At 43.0% G+C, this 13,571-nt stretch carries 14 protein-coding genes; 9 read left to right on the top strand and 5 right to left on the bottom strand.

The window, feature by feature from the left end; translation table 11 throughout:
- Window positions 1-81 precede the first annotated feature (81 nt).
- From N693_RS0105425 to N693_RS0105410, 4 genes are all read left to right on the top strand, one after another.
- Window positions 82-966, top strand: coding sequence for a DMT family transporter (locus N693_RS0105425; RefSeq protein ID WP_025783789.1), 885 nt, complete (start codon window positions 82-84; stop codon window positions 964-966).
- A gap of 292 nt (window positions 967-1,258) precedes the next feature.
- Window positions 1,259-2,452 (top strand): class I SAM-dependent rRNA methyltransferase, encoded by a 1,194-nt coding sequence (locus N693_RS0105420; RefSeq protein ID WP_025783788.1) that lies wholly within the window; start codon window positions 1,259-1,261, stop codon window positions 2,450-2,452.
- 268 nt (window positions 2,453-2,720) lie between these two features.
- Window positions 2,721-3,104: a hypothetical protein gene (locus tag N693_RS0105415; protein ID WP_025783787.1), complete on the top strand. Its 384-nt coding sequence runs from the start codon at window positions 2,721-2,723 to the stop codon at window positions 3,102-3,104.
- 71 nt (window positions 3,105-3,175) lie between these two features.
- Window positions 3,176-3,730: a superoxide dismutase family protein gene (locus N693_RS0105410; RefSeq protein ID WP_025783786.1), complete on the top strand. Its 555-nt coding sequence runs from the start codon at window positions 3,176-3,178 to the stop codon at window positions 3,728-3,730.
- 43 nt (window positions 3,731-3,773) lie between these two features.
- Here N693_RS0105410 and N693_RS0105405 read toward each other — a convergent pair whose 3' ends face one another.
- The gene (locus tag N693_RS0105405) at window positions 3,774-4,901 is read right to left on the bottom strand and encodes a CAP-associated domain-containing protein (protein ID WP_025783785.1); all 1,128 of its coding nucleotides are present in this window, start codon (window positions 4,899-4,901) and stop codon (window positions 3,774-3,776) included.
- A 283-nt stretch (window positions 4,902-5,184) separates the two neighbouring features.
- Between N693_RS0105405 and N693_RS18930 the strand changes: the two genes are divergently transcribed.
- From N693_RS18930 to N693_RS20150, 3 genes are read left to right on the top strand one after another with little or no spacing between them, the layout of a single operon-like run.
- A complete protein-coding gene (locus N693_RS18930) occupies window positions 5,185-5,832 on the top strand; it encodes a pentapeptide repeat-containing protein (protein WP_025783784.1) in 648 nt (215 codons plus the stop codon).
- A gap of 39 nt (window positions 5,833-5,871) precedes the next feature.
- Window positions 5,872-6,348 carry a hypothetical protein gene (locus N693_RS0105390; protein WP_025783783.1) on the top strand — a complete coding sequence of 159 codons (477 nt, stop codon included), beginning with the start codon at window positions 5,872-5,874 and terminating at the stop codon, window positions 6,346-6,348.
- Complete coding sequence (locus N693_RS20150; RefSeq protein WP_156028870.1) at window positions 6,345-6,515, top strand: hypothetical protein; 171 nt, start codon at window positions 6,345-6,347, stop codon at window positions 6,513-6,515. Before N693_RS0105390 ends, N693_RS20150 begins: the two co-directional genes overlap by 4 nt.
- Window positions 6,516-6,562: 47 nt before the next feature.
- Here N693_RS20150 and N693_RS0105380 read toward each other — a convergent pair whose 3' ends face one another.
- From N693_RS0105380 to N693_RS0105360, 4 genes are all read right to left on the bottom strand, one after another.
- On the bottom strand, window positions 6,563-8,671 hold the full coding sequence (locus N693_RS0105380; protein WP_025783782.1) for an MMPL family transporter: 2,109 nt from the start codon (window positions 8,669-8,671) through the stop codon (window positions 6,563-6,565).
- Between the two features lie 277 nt (window positions 8,672-8,948).
- Window positions 8,949-9,149, bottom strand: coding sequence for a cold-shock protein (locus N693_RS0105370; protein ID WP_025783780.1), 201 nt, complete (start codon window positions 9,147-9,149; stop codon window positions 8,949-8,951).
- A gap of 158 nt (window positions 9,150-9,307) precedes the next feature.
- A complete protein-coding gene (locus tag N693_RS0105365) occupies window positions 9,308-10,306 on the bottom strand; it encodes an inorganic phosphate transporter (protein ID WP_025783779.1) in 999 nt (332 codons plus the stop codon).
- A gap of 12 nt (window positions 10,307-10,318) precedes the next feature.
- Entirely contained in the window at window positions 10,319-10,939 is a 621-nt protein-coding gene (locus N693_RS0105360; protein WP_025783778.1) for a DUF47 domain-containing protein, read from the bottom strand.
- A 238-nt stretch (window positions 10,940-11,177) separates the two neighbouring features.
- Here N693_RS0105360 and N693_RS0105355 point away from each other — a divergent pair, with 238 nt between their 5' ends.
- Window positions 11,178-11,711, top strand: a complete 534-nt coding sequence (locus N693_RS0105355; protein ID WP_025783777.1) for a hypothetical protein — start codon at window positions 11,178-11,180, stop codon at window positions 11,709-11,711.
- 26 nt (window positions 11,712-11,737) lie between these two features.
- Entirely contained in the window at window positions 11,738-13,300 is a 1,563-nt protein-coding gene (locus N693_RS0105350) for a flotillin family protein (protein ID WP_037592800.1), read from the top strand.
- Window positions 13,301-13,571 lie beyond the last annotated feature (271 nt).

Genomic DNA, 13,571 nt, shown 5'->3' with positions numbered 1-13,571 from the left:
AACGCCGAAGGTCTTTTTTATATTCCTCTATACGGCGCTCCATGTTCCCTTGTATACTAGTCACAGACAGGGGGATGCTGGATGCGTAAATACATTGGTGAAATCGGCCTGCTCGTGACGGCCATTATTTGGGGAACAGGATTTCCTGTCAGCGCGATTGCGTTAGACTATTTTAGTCCTTATCAAATCCTAGCTGGACGGTTCCTCATTGGAGCCGTATTACTCGGAGTTGTGTTTTATAAAAAAATGTTGAACCTTTCTAAGTCCGTTCTTCTGAAGGGTGGCCTACTAGGTGTGTTTTTGTATAGTGCATTTGCATTTCAGACGGTTGGTTTGCAATTTACAACGCCGTCCAATAATGCATTTTTAACGGCGGTGAATGTACTGATCGTCCCATTTATTGCATTCGTACTATATCGTAGAAAAGTAAGCGCATTTGAGCTCGTCGGTGCGGTACTTGCAATGGCTGGAATTGCATTTTTATCGTTAAATGGATCACTTTCGGTCAATCCTGGAGATGTATTATCGCTTTTGTGCGCCATATTCTTTGCATTCCATATTTTTTACACAGGTCAATTTGTCCGCAAAGAAGATGCGATTACATTGACACTTGTCCAAATGGCGGTTGCTGCGGTAATTGCCTGTATCGTAATCGGAGTAAAAGGAGAGACAGCCATACCCATCACGCCAACTTCTGCGACTTCATTACTCTATTTAGGTCTGTTCTCAACCACGCTCGCATTCTTGCTGCAGACCGTCGCGCAAAAGCATGTCTCTGAAACAAAAGCAGCTATCCTGCTATCAATGGAATCGTTATGGGGAATGATCTTCTCTATTATCATGCTTCGCGAAATTGTCACAGCACAAATGCTCATAGGAGCTGCACTCATTTTACTAGCAATCATACTAGCAGAAACAAAACCTTCTTTTTTAGTAAAAAGAAAAGTCCGCAAGTCGATTTTGTAACTTTTTAATATATTTAAACTGGAGAATCTATTTTCCTTATTACGGTAGTTGTTTGAAGCGTAAGGCGGCGACTCCTGCGGAATAAGCGAAGATCGAAGACCCCGCAGAAGCGTAGCGCCGAGGAGGCTGAGGTCAAGCCCGCGGAAAGCGTCCGCCTGAAGCGTAAAACAACGGTATCAAGATGTGCTATGCTTCAACTAATATTATGAAGGAATCGCAATTCAAAGCCAAACGTGCGATAATAAAGAAAATGCGCGAACGGACATAACTATCCGTAGAAAAGGATGAAAACATGAAAACAATTGATGTACTCGTAAACGATAAAAGTGGGATCGCTTTAAAGAAAGGTTACCCACTCATCTTAAAAGACGCTGTCATGAACCCGGAAGCTTTAAAAGAAGAAGGAAGTTTGCTGCGAATAATCGATCGCAACCGTCGTTTCATCGCCAAAGGCTATTATGGAAACCAAAACAAAGGAATTGGCTGGGTACTAACGAGAAAAGAAGAAGAAGCAATCGACTTCTCATTTTTCGAATCCCGAATGAGCGCGGCATTTGAACGTCGAAGTAACTTTAAGTTGAATACCCAAACGACTGCATATCGTCTCTTTAACGGAGAAGGCGATGGCATTGGCGGTCTGACAATCGATTACTTCGATGGATACTACATGGTGAGCTGGTATAGCGAAGGAATCTATTCGATGAAGCATCACGTCTACGGCGTGTTAGACAAAATCGTCAATGCGAAAGCAATCTATGAGAAAAAACGTTTTGATACAAAAGGTCAGTATATCGATCAGGATGATTACGTATCAGGGACTCCTGGAGATTTCCCAATCATCGTCAAAGAAAACGGCATGAACTTTGCGGTCGATTTGAATGATGGTGCAATGACAGGCATATTCCTCGATCAGCGTGATGTGCGTGCGGCGCTTCGAGATAAATACTCTGAAGGCAATCATGTACTGAATACGTTTTCTTATACAGGTGCGTTCTCAGTCGCTGCATTAAGCGGTGGCGCTGTAAAGACAACAAGCGTTGACTTGGCAAAGCGTAGTTTAGCAAAAACAATTGAACAGTTCAGTGTGAACGGTATTGACTATGAAGCGCAAGATATCAAAGTGATGGATGTCTTCGATTACTTCCGTTATGCGAAGCGTCACGAGTTGAAGTTCGATGTAGTGGTACTGGATCCACCTAGCTTTGCGCGTTCTAAAAAGTATACGTTCAGTTCAGCAAAAGACTATACGTCTTTGCTACAGGACGCAATTGCCATTACTGAGAAAAAAGGATTCATCGTCGCATCTACAAATAACGCAAGCTTCAGTATGAAAAAATTCAAGACATTCATTGACGAAGCATTTAAAGCAACAGGCACGAAGTATAAAATTTTAGAAGAATCCTCTCTGCCAAAAGACTTCCGCACGAACCGGGATTATCCGGAATTCAACTACTTGAAAGTATGCATCATCCAGAAATTGAAGTAAGGGATTAATGGATTTGCTTATTGCTTGATGCGACACTAATTGCTGCGCATGGTGGTTTTGTTGAATGAAGTGGAAAGCGTCCGCCTGGAACGTAAATCAACACTGTGTGTATGCTACTCACAATTATGAAACCTTAGATAGGCTGTTGCAAAAAGTCATCATTATGACCTTTTGTAATAGCTTTTCTTTTTGTCACAAATACGTTAAAGACATGACCGAATTTATGAAGTATTCTTGAAGTAATAGAACGATTCGGGAGGTAGGTTAGATGAAGCGGATTGCCGGAATACTCATCTTAGGCGTGTGGTTGCTGTCTGGCTGTTCTTATACATTTGCACATGAAGACGGCTACCGGATGGCAGTCATTAACGAAGGATTCCCTGTACCTAACAATGCATACGAACTAAAACCGGAAGACTGTACTACGGAAATTGCGAAGTCTGCGAAGTACAAAATGAATGGCATTGGTGACGAGGAAGGAACGCCTCCTGCTGAATATTTGGATGAAATCGAAAAGTGGGGTTGGACCGAGATGCTCGAAGCGAGAGTCGGAAACGTCCATTATTTTAAAAAGAACGGAAAAGTTATGTCGCTGATCATCCAACGTGATGTTTTTGATGTATTTGAAATGAGCGATGAAGTGAAACTTTGAAAAAACGTTCATAAAGACACATAATTTACCGGTTTTCAGCCATCCTTATCGTAAGGAGGTTCGAAAATTATATGAAACGTTTAATTGAAGGAATACTTATTGCAACAATGATGATTGTCTTAAGTGGTTGCGGGGGGATGAATGCAAAAGTCCCTGTGAATGCTGAGGCAACAAAAACATTTGAAACAAGTTTAATAAATACTGAGGGCGAACAAATCGGAGAAGCACATTTCACAGAAGTAGATGGAATTCTCACGATTAGCTTGGGCGCTGAAGGACTGAAGCCGGGCATCCATGGTATTCATCTTCATGAAAAGGCAGTTTGTACACCCCCTGATTTCAAATCTGCAGGCGGTCATGTTAATCCGACGGAAAAACAACATGGTTTTGACAATCCGAAAGGGTACCATCTTGGAGACTTGCCTAATTTAGAAGTAGGAGAAGATGGGAAAGTGGCGGTTAAAGTGACGATGCATAATCTCACACTCCAGCCTGGAAAACCCAACTCACTGATAGATGGGGATGGCAGTGCACTAGTCATTCATGCAGATGCAGATGATTATAAAACGGATCCTTCTGGGAATTCAGGGGAACGGATTGCATGTGCGGAACTAAAGAAAAAGTGAAAAAACAGCCAGACTGAGCATCATGCGCACGGTCTGGCTGTTTTCATCGGAGTAAAAATTCTTCTGAATAATACGGTTGCATCTCTTGGTTGAAACTGACGCCAATACCAAGGCTACTATAATCTTTTAAAAGAATGTTTTCGCGGTGGCCTTTCGAATTCATCAGTCCTTCGTGTGCGAAGATACTACTGGACTGGCCGTAAGCAAGATTTTCACCGGCACGTTTAAATCCTATGCCATCTTCTTTAATGCGATCGAAAGGAGACAGGCCTTGTAAATTATCATGGCTGAAATAGTCATTGTCTGCCATGTCTGTACTATGTTTCCGTGCGGTACCTGAAACTTCACTGTCCCAAGAGAGGATAGAGCGGCCGTGGCGAACCCGAGCTGCATTCGTAAGGTCGAACAATTGACGTTCAAATCCATTGCGGAGCGCTTCGCTACGCTCAGCGTAAAGTGATTTTTTGTTGTTCTCGAGTGCAACAGACACAAGTTCAACAGCTGTCACAGTTGTTTCTTGATGAACGTCATAAAATACATACGCATAGACATCTCCGAGTTTGAAAAGATCCATGCCTTCATCATCTTGAAGGACAAACACGTTTAGCCCTTTACGTATCTTAGTCATTGGTTGGCCGAGTGCTTTTCTGACATCTGCTTTTGAGGCGCCATACGAAACACCGACAGTAGACGAGATGAGGTCGTCATTTGTGTAAATAGCACCTACGTGATTAGATTCATCGAGAGAGACCATGACAAAGTTTTGATAATCTGTGTGATACGTTCGCCACTCGGTTCCGTATTCATTGAGAGATTGGCTCTTGGGTTCTCCGAGTGTAGCGGTCACTTGTTCAGCAGATGCACCAATTTCAAGATTGTTGATGGAGATAGGGGTGTCCGTTGGCTTTGCAAGCGCAGGCTTGTCGACCGTCTGTTTCGCATCTCGCAATCCTTCTGTTTTGTCCGAGATGATACCCGCAAGGTCTTGTGTAGCGGTACGTAATGTATCGATTGTCGATTCAATCGTATCTTTGTTGACAATGTCTTCAAGTTTTTCATCTATAGTATCTAAGAAGGATAGGTCCACATACTTAGAGACTGGTTCTTCCCAATAAGGCTTTGAGAGAAAGAGGGCAACGAGAAGTAGCACAAATAGGAATAGTCGTTTCAAATAATTCGCCTCCTATTCTTAGTATACCTTGCTGTGGTCATTTGAATACAGCGTGACCCCTTTATTTTGAAGAGGTGATAGTTTCCAGTATAGTGGATTACAGGTATACTTTTAGAAAGAAATGAAGATTGGACGGTATGTTATAGGATGAGTACATAGCGAGGAGATGGTGGAATGTTTGGTGGTCTGAGTACAATCCCCAATTGGTTTTATATTTTAGCATTTTCCGTCGTCATCGTCATTGTTTTAGTCACCGAATGGAAAACGAGATAGGAGTGATAGCATGAGAAAAATGGTGATTCAGAAACCTAAATTGTCAGCGCAAAGGGAGCAGCTACTTGCTGTGCAAATCCCTTCAGACCCAGGAACACTTCGTGGCGTTGAAGTGGAGAACGGAGATTTACGATTTACGAGCGGTATGCAGCTCGCAACTGATGATGCAGTGTTCACCGATTGCACTTTTGCAGAAATGGATTTATCCGGTGCCTCATTTGTCGATACTGTATTTGAACGGTGTGATTTCTCAAATGTGGAGGCTGGACATGCAGACTTATTGCGCTGTGAATTCCGCAACTGCAAATTGACAGGAGCGAACTTCGATCATTCGGGAGTCAAGCATGTACGGTTCGAGGAATGTGACGCACGCTACAGCAGTTTCAGTTTTAGTAAGCTGCAGGCGGTTCAGCTCGAAGATTCCCAGTTTTCGGAGTCGGACTTTTTTGAGTGCGTATTAAAAGATATGAAGCTTTTCCGTAGCCAATTGGAGAATGCGAATTTTAGAGAGACAGATCTTGCAGGAGTGAATCTGGCTGGTTGTACGTTCGAGCGGTTGGAAGTGACACCTTCCAAAATTGCTGCATGCACAGTTTCCAAGGAACAAGCAATCGGATTCGCACGGATGTTCGGGTTATTGATACACGAAGAATCATGATATACTGAAACGAACAATATGAGGAGTGTGTAAACACCAATGCTTACATTTGAAGAGAAACAAACAATTATTGAATCTTTCCCGGAACTGTCCCGAAAAGACGTTTCAATGAAGCGAGTCAATTATCATTACGCAGCTAGTAAATTCGATAAGACGGTTGTCGTTCAGCATTTACATCCGAATGGCAACGCGTTCATTTACGTTGCGGATGTGCCTGGTTATGAGCCAGATAGCCGCGGTCTCGTGAATGTACGCGAAGCTTCTGAAGCGGAATTACGTAAGACGATTGAAGATGCAATTGCAGGGTTGGCTGAAGAAAAGACGGAAACAGAGCCAGTTGAAGAAGTCTGGTTAGACGGACATAACTCTAAACTCGAGCTGAAAGAAGAGCTCGGTGCTTGGAATATCTATCACGGTTTAAATTTGGAAGACAGCTTTGGGGATTACCAAGAAGCTGTGGATTATTTAAGAGAAGAAGGATTTAAGAAAGTGGAGGACGGAGGAATCGTCCGATGAAAGGGAAAGCAATCGTAATTGCGGTGATTATCCTGACAATTGTTGCGATAGCTGCCATCTACTTTCTAGCCATGGCAACATTTAAACACGACCAACAAGGTGTCGATTCATCCATGGATTCATCAGTTTCTATTGAATGGATGGAACAGGCCACCGTAAGTATATGAAAAGGGACACATACTCCGTGACGGAGTATGTGTCTTTTTGGTATAAATCAGCTTTTTTTACGGAACGGAAGCCACCAATTCCAGTCACCGAACAACTTCATAAGACTTGGGACGAGTAATAAGCGGATGATTGTCGCATCAATTGCTACCGCAATCGCGATCCCAACACCGATTTGCTTCACAGGCATGACGTCTGTAAACGCGAAAGCACCTGTCAGTACAATCATGATGAGTGCAGCGGACGTTATGACTTTACTTGTCGATGCAAGTCCTTCAACCGTCGATTTGTCATTATCGCCCGTTTCCAAATAGGATTCTTGCATACGAGAGATCAGGAAAACTTCGTAGTCCATACTCAGTCCGAAAACGAGACTGAAAACGATGACCGGAATAATTAGAGCAATCGTTCCAGGATGGAGCCCGAAATGACCATATTGGAAAATGTAGACGAGCAGTCCGAATGATGCCGACAGACCGATGATGTTCATTAGAATTGCTTTGAACGGAATAAGCAACGATCGGAATGCAATCATTAAGATGATGAATGTTGACACAATAATGATGAGAAGTGCATAGACGATGTTGTCTGCAATTTCGTCGAATATTTCTTGGTTGAATTTCGCTTCTCCTCCGATTTGCAAGTTCCATGGAGTCTCTTTCTCAGACCATTTCCGTGCCCATTCTTGGGCTTCACTTGACGCACCATCCGCTTCTAGTGTTACAGGAATCATAAGGAGGTCTTTTGTGATGAATGCATCGAGCAATGGTTGCAACTGAGCGGATTGTTCTGGAAGCTGTAACGCTTGAGCAAAGTCTTCCGGTTGGTCAATACCACTTTCAGAAAAAACGGTTGTCACTTTACCAGTAAGTGCATCTTTTTCAAGAGCTTGTTGAACGTCTTTGAGCGCATTCAACCCTTCCTCATCTTCCCAACCGCCTGAACGTTCGGCAATAACAAATGAAGTGGTTTCATTCCGCATCCCAAATGCATCTTCCATATTCTCATAGGCGGAACGTGTGTCATATGAAAGCGGCAAGGAGTCAATTTGTGGAATCGTGAGCGTCATGTTGCGAACTGGTATGAGCGCAATTCCGAGTATGACAAGTGCGACAATCGTGATGATGACTGGACGTTTAATGACACCTTCAGCAAAGGAACGCCAACGATCTGTTCCGGTTTTGACGTTAAGAATTTTTCCTTTGTCAATCCGTTCTTTCAGGACGAGGAGCACAGATGGCAAGAGTGTAAGGGAAGCAAGAACGGCCATCGATACGACAATCATGCCACCGAGCGCGATGTTTTGGAAGATATCCACGCGAATGAGGAGCATTGCACCAAGTCCAATGAAAACACAAAACGCTGAGAAAATAATCGAGCGTCCTGCAGTTTCGATTGTGGTGCGAACGGCTTCAGGAATCGATTGTAGTTTTCGTTCTTCCCGATATCGACTGATGAACAAGAGCGCAAAGTCGATACTGAGCGCGAGTCCGAGCATCGGAATGATATTCAGGACGAAGATAGACAGATCCATTGTTTCGCCGAACAATGCGAGGATTCCAAATGACGTAACAATCGTCGCCACACCGATTAATAGTGGAACTAGAGAAGCGACAACAGTACCAAATGCGAACAGCAAAACAATGAGTGCAATCGGCAGACCGATTGCTTCAGCGACCATTAAATCTTTTTGACTTGCCGCGTTAATATCTTTGGTAATCGGTGATTGTCCGGTAAGTGTGATGCCATTATCTGTTCCCACCGTATCGCGAATTTCAGTAACGAGCCCAGATTTATCGCTCTTGCTATCGTCGAAATGAAGCATCGCATAGGAGATGTCGTCCTTATACTGGTCTGGTTCATCTAGTGGTGAAATTATTTCTTTTGTGATGTCGAGTTTTTCGATGTCAGTTAGGGCATCTGAGATTTCGTCGTCGGTTTTTCCTTCAAAGACGAGAAACATAGTTTCGTCGGGTTGGTCAAAGTCTTGCGTTAACGTATTAGAAACGTCTTCTTGCTCGCCATCCATACGGAATCCATCGCCTTCAAGAAGACCTGGGAGTCGAATTGCAAAAGTGGAGAAACCGATGAGTAGCAGGATCCAGAAACCGATTAACCATTTATACTGAGCGGCAACGAAGCCAGAGAATGCTTTCATGTTGAGTCCCTCTTTCTTATGTAAGTTTCGTTATGTTCATCATATCGGGTAGAGTTGTAGAATGGAACTATTTCGTCGTAGGAATTCGTATCTTTGGACAGTAGGAGCTAGATTAGTAGAATCGGTAAAATGGGAAGTTGAATCGGAAAGAGGAAGTGGACAATCGGCTTTCAGAGGGAATGGATCAGCCAACAGAGGCAATTCACAATGGGGGATAAAACAAAGCATAAAAAAACCGTTCCCTCAGGAGGAAACGGTTTTGAAAGGTTGAAGTTAATTAGTTCTTTTCAACGTTTGTAGCTTGAAGACCGCGTTGGCCTTGCTCGATTTCGAAAGTTACATCCTGGCCTTCTTCAAGAGTCTTGAAGCCTTCGCCTTGGATTGCTGAGAAGTGAACGAATACGTCGTCGCCATCTTCGCGTTCGATGAAGCCGTAACCTTTTTCTGCGTTAAACCATTTTACTTTACCATGTTCCATGTTTGTTTCCTCCTCGTATGCGTATTTTCGCATACATTGTGTTACTATCCTTGCTCAAGTCTTGAAAGGGTCAAGTGAACTTAACCATCGCGCCGAACAAAAATAATTCTTCTTTATCATACCAGACGGCTGTTGGCAAAGCAACCCATATGTTCAAATTAAAAAAACAAGTTCAGCAATTGATACAATACTGCAGCCATCAATGCGGAGATTGGCATAGTGATTACCCACGTAATAACAATCTTTTTGGCAGTACCCCATTTGACACCTTTTACACGTTGAGCAGAGCCTACTCCCATAATGGAAGAAGAGATGACATGTGTTGTCGAGACAGGCAAGTGAAGTAATGTTGCCCCAAAAATGATAGCAGCGGAGTTTAAATCAGCAGCAGCTCCATGAATTGGCCGAATTTTCATAATTTTGCCACCGACTGTTTTAATGATCTTGTAGCCACCGATTGATGTCCCGATACCCATGGAAGTGGCAGCGGCAATCCGTACCCACATTTGAATATCATCACCAGTTTGAAGGTTTGCAGCAATAAGGGCCATCGTAATAATTCCCATCGCTTTTTGAGCATCGTTTGTTCCATGTGTGAAAGACTGGATAGCCGCTGTTAGAATCTGCAAATATCGAATCCGTTTGTTTGCTTTAAACAGATTTCGGTTTTTCAGTACAGCCCGAAGGAGCGTCATGACGATGAATCCCCCGGCAATTGCGATGACTGGTGAAATGAGAAGTGCCTCCATAATCTTTATGAAACCACTGTAGTTCAGAATTCCAAGTCCTGCCGCTGAAATCGCAGCACCTGCAATCGAACCGATTAAAGCATGTGAAGAACTAGATGGAATACCGAAATACCACGTTACCAAGTTCCAGATAATCGCGGACAGGAGAGCAGCTAAAATAACGAGTGACCCGTTGTCTAGTGTGAAAGGATCCACAATATCTTTTGAAATGGTTTTTGCTACGCCAGTGAATGTTAAAGCACCCGCAAAATTCATAGTGGCAGCGAGTAAAATCGCTACACGAGGCTTAAGCGCTCGCGTCGACACGGAAGTGGCAATCGCATTCGCTGTATCATGAAATCCGTTGATGAAATCAAATGCGAGTGCGAAAATAACTATTAAAATTGTCAAAAGCAATACTGTATCCATCAGTCTGCCCCCTTACGCGTTACGCATGATGATCGTCTCAATCGTGTTGGCGACATCCTGGCAGTAATCTGCAACATCTTCTAACAGTTCGTATATATCTTTAAATTGAATGATTCGGATTGGATCCGTTTCGCGTATGAACAATTGTTTAATGGATGTACGAAGCACTTCATCACAAATTCGTTCATATTCCTTAATGGTGACTGCATGATCACGCATTTCTACAAGTTTTCTTCGCTCTAACAACTTCATCGCTTTTACGATTTCATCAGAACTTTTCACAATGTTGTCCATGAACGTCTGGACGTATTCATCGATTTCAATCAATGAAAACATTTCTAAGTTAGCGGCAAAATGTTCGACTCCATCTAAAATGTCATCCATCTTAATGGCGAGTTGTAAAATATCTTCACGCTCGATTGGTGTCATGAATGATGTATTCAGTTTTGAGATAAGCTCGTGGATTAGGTCGTCCCCATCCGTTTCGTATTTCTTTAGCCGAATACTAACTTCTTTTAAGTCAGCAACGGACGTCACTTTATAATCATTTGCATAGTGCATGGCTTCTTGCACGTGTTCTGCGATTGTTAGCAGAGCTACAAAAAAGGGATCGGTTTTTCTTGGACTGAACATGATTGACCTCCATCCGATTATCGGAAAGTGTATTGGTTAATAACTTATCTATTATAGCAAAGTCATCCCAGTAAGACGAACATAATTTGCGTTATTTCGACAAAAAAATTGCACTCAACGAATTATTCACAAAAGATGTAGGAAATAACCAAATTTAAAAATTATGTTACAAAATATTCATTCAAATGAATCCTTTCCGAATCTCTTTCGTATAGAATAGACAAAGGGGGTGTTTGAAATGGAACTGTTCGGCATGACGATTCAAGAACTATACTTACCCATATTGATTGTTGCAGGAATTGCAACGTTGCTCTACTTATTCTTCAGTGATTTAACGGATGGTGCCGGTGATTTGTTTCCTTTATTAGATCCAGCTGTCATCTTACCGTTCATTACCTTAACGGCAACGTGGGGATATGTATTGGAACTAGCTACAGGACTTGGAAGCGGAGTCATTCTAATTATTGCACTTGCTGCCGGCACAATACTCGACTTTTTACTATACTTTTTCATTTTGTTGCCACTAAAGTCGGCAGAAGTTTCTATTGCCTATACGGATGAATCTCTTGCAGGAAAAGTTGCTAAAGTCATTGTTCCAATTCCTGCTGATGGATTTGGTGAAATTGTCATTGAAACAGTCAATGGCGTATTGTCGAAGCGAGCATCGGGTTATGAGAATCATCCGATTGACTACGGGAAAGAAGTGCTTATTATCGAAGTCGATTCAGGGACGTTCATCGTCAAAGAATACGAACCTTTCCGTTTCAAATAATCTTACTAGTTTAAGGGGGAAACAAAATGCCAATAGAATTACCTGGAATTTGGATTGCCATTGCAGTCGCAGTATTTGTTGTGTTAGCTGTCATCCTTGTATACGTAACAAAGTACCGAACAGTCGGTCCAGATGAAGCCTTGATTGTTACTGGTAGTTATATCGGAACGAAAAATGTCCATACCGACGACTCTGGAAACAAAGTGAAAATCATTCGTGGAGGCGGTACGTTCGTCCTGCCCGTATTCCAACAGGCAGCTCCACTCAGTTTGCTGTCTAGCAAGCTTGAAGTTACAACTCCCGAAGTATACACAGAGCAAGGGGTTCCAGTTATGGCAGATGGAACGGCAATCATCAAGATTGGCGGGTCCATTTCAGAAATCGCCACTGCTGCTGAGCAGTTCCTCGGAAAGTCAAAAGAAGACAGAGAGAACGAAGCGAAAGAAGTATTGGAAGGTCACCTGCGTTCCATCTTAGGATCGATGACCGTTGAAGAGATTTATAAAAACCGAGACAAATTCTCTCAAGAAGTTCAACGCGTGGCATCACAAGATCTAGCGAAAATGGGCTTAGTGATCGTATCATTCACGATTAAAGACGTACGTGATAAAAACGGCTACCTCGATTCACTTGGTAAGCCGCGTATCGCACAGGTTAAACGTGACGCCGATATTGCTACAGCGATTTCAGAGAAAGAAACGCGTATCAAGAACGCAGAAGCTTCTAAAGAAGCACAAAAAGCTGAAATTGAACGCGCAACTGAAATTGCAGAAGCCGAAAAGGAAAATCAATTGAAAGTTGCAGAATACCGACTAGAACAAGACGCGGCTCGTGCACGTGCTGACCAAGCGTACGAACTGCAAACAGCTCGCTCCAAGCAGGAAGTTATGGAGCAAGAGATGCAAATCCGAATTATCGAACGTCAGAAACAAATTGAACTTGAAGAAAAAGAGATTCAACGTCGTGAGCGACAATACGACTCTGAAGTTAAGAAAAAAGCAGACGCGGACCGTTACGCAATTGAGCAAAATGCAGCGGCTGATAAATCCCGTCAACTTGCTGAAGCGGATGCAGAGAAATACCGCATTGAAGCGCGTGCAGCTGCAGACGCTGAAAAAGTCCGTCTCGATGGTACAGCGCGTGCCGATTCCCAACGAGCTCAAGGTGAATCTGAAGCAGATATCATTCGTTTGAAAGGTCTCGCAGAAGCAGAAGCGAAGCGCAAAATCGCAGAAGCATTCGAACACTATGGTCAGGCAGCTATGCTCGATATGATCGTCGGCATGCTACCAGAATACGCGAAACAGGTTGCAAGCCCACTTGCTAACATCGATAAGATTACTGTGGTCGATACAGGTAGCGGCGAAGGTGGCGGTGCCAACAAAGTCACTGGCTACGCAACAGACCTAATGTCTACAATGCAGGAATCACTAGGAGCTACAACGGGTCTAAACATCAAAGAAATGCTAGAAAGTTACGCAGGTAAAGGGACATTGCGCCCAAGCCTCGATAATCTAGCAGAAGAACTCAAGAAACCTCGTTCACCACTAGCGGCATCTACAGAAGAAGCTGCAACTGACGAAGATTAAGATAAAAAGTGAAATAATTGAATGATGTAAGCTGTTCTCCTCAGATGTCTTGGGAGAACAGCTTTTTTATGTGTAGGGATTTTTCTAGTATCGAGGGAGTGTAGAGTGAAAGCATTTGAAATCTTGGATGTGCTCATAAAAGTTGAGAAACGCTCATAAACTCGCAAATGTGCTCGTAAATTTGCAAAAATGATCATAAGCGTTGGTAATTGATCATAACCCTAGAAAAATGATCATAAATCGGGAAAGTCTGGGGCTATTATAAAAAACG

This window comes from Sporosarcina sp. D27, from assembly GCF_000586555.1.
Classification (GTDB): Bacteria; Bacillota; Bacilli; order Bacillales_A; family Planococcaceae; genus Sporosarcina.
Note: the sequence above shows the minus strand (reverse complement) of the source record. Positions and strands in the feature narration are given on the sequence as shown.

Excerpts from the sequence above, each read along its gene's own strand:
- N693_RS20150 (WP_156028870.1), top strand. The coding sequence starts at position 6,345 with ATGAAAGGGAAAGCAATCGTAATTGCGGTGATTATCCTGACAATTGTT.
- N693_RS0105420 (WP_025783788.1), top strand. The coding sequence starts at position 1,259 with ATGAAAACAATTGATGTACTCGTAAACGATAAAAGTGGGATCGCTTTA.
- N693_RS0105380 (WP_025783782.1), bottom strand. The coding sequence starts at position 8,671 with ATGAAAGCATTCTCTGGCTTCGTTGCCGCTCAGTATAAATGGTTAATC.
- N693_RS18930 (WP_025783784.1), top strand. The coding sequence starts at position 5,185 with ATGAGAAAAATGGTGATTCAGAAACCTAAATTGTCAGCGCAAAGGGAG.
- N693_RS0105410 (WP_025783786.1), top strand. The coding sequence starts at position 3,176 with ATGAAACGTTTAATTGAAGGAATACTTATTGCAACAATGATGATTGTC.
- N693_RS0105350 (WP_037592800.1), top strand. The coding sequence starts at position 11,738 with ATGCCAATAGAATTACCTGGAATTTGGATTGCCATTGCAGTCGCAGTA.
- N693_RS0105425 (WP_025783789.1), top strand. The coding sequence starts at position 82 with ATGCGTAAATACATTGGTGAAATCGGCCTGCTCGTGACGGCCATTATT.
- N693_RS0105390 (WP_025783783.1), top strand. The coding sequence starts at position 5,872 with ATGCTTACATTTGAAGAGAAACAAACAATTATTGAATCTTTCCCGGAA.
- N693_RS0105355 (WP_025783777.1), top strand. The coding sequence starts at position 11,178 with ATGGAACTGTTCGGCATGACGATTCAAGAACTATACTTACCCATATTG.
- N693_RS0105370 (WP_025783780.1), bottom strand. The coding sequence starts at position 9,149 with ATGGAACATGGTAAAGTAAAATGGTTTAACGCAGAAAAAGGTTACGGC.
- N693_RS0105365 (WP_025783779.1), bottom strand. The coding sequence starts at position 10,306 with ATGGATACAGTATTGCTTTTGACAATTTTAATAGTTATTTTCGCACTC.
- N693_RS0105360 (WP_025783778.1), bottom strand. The coding sequence starts at position 10,939 with ATGTTCAGTCCAAGAAAAACCGATCCCTTTTTTGTAGCTCTGCTAACA.
- N693_RS0105415 (WP_025783787.1), top strand. The coding sequence starts at position 2,721 with ATGAAGCGGATTGCCGGAATACTCATCTTAGGCGTGTGGTTGCTGTCT.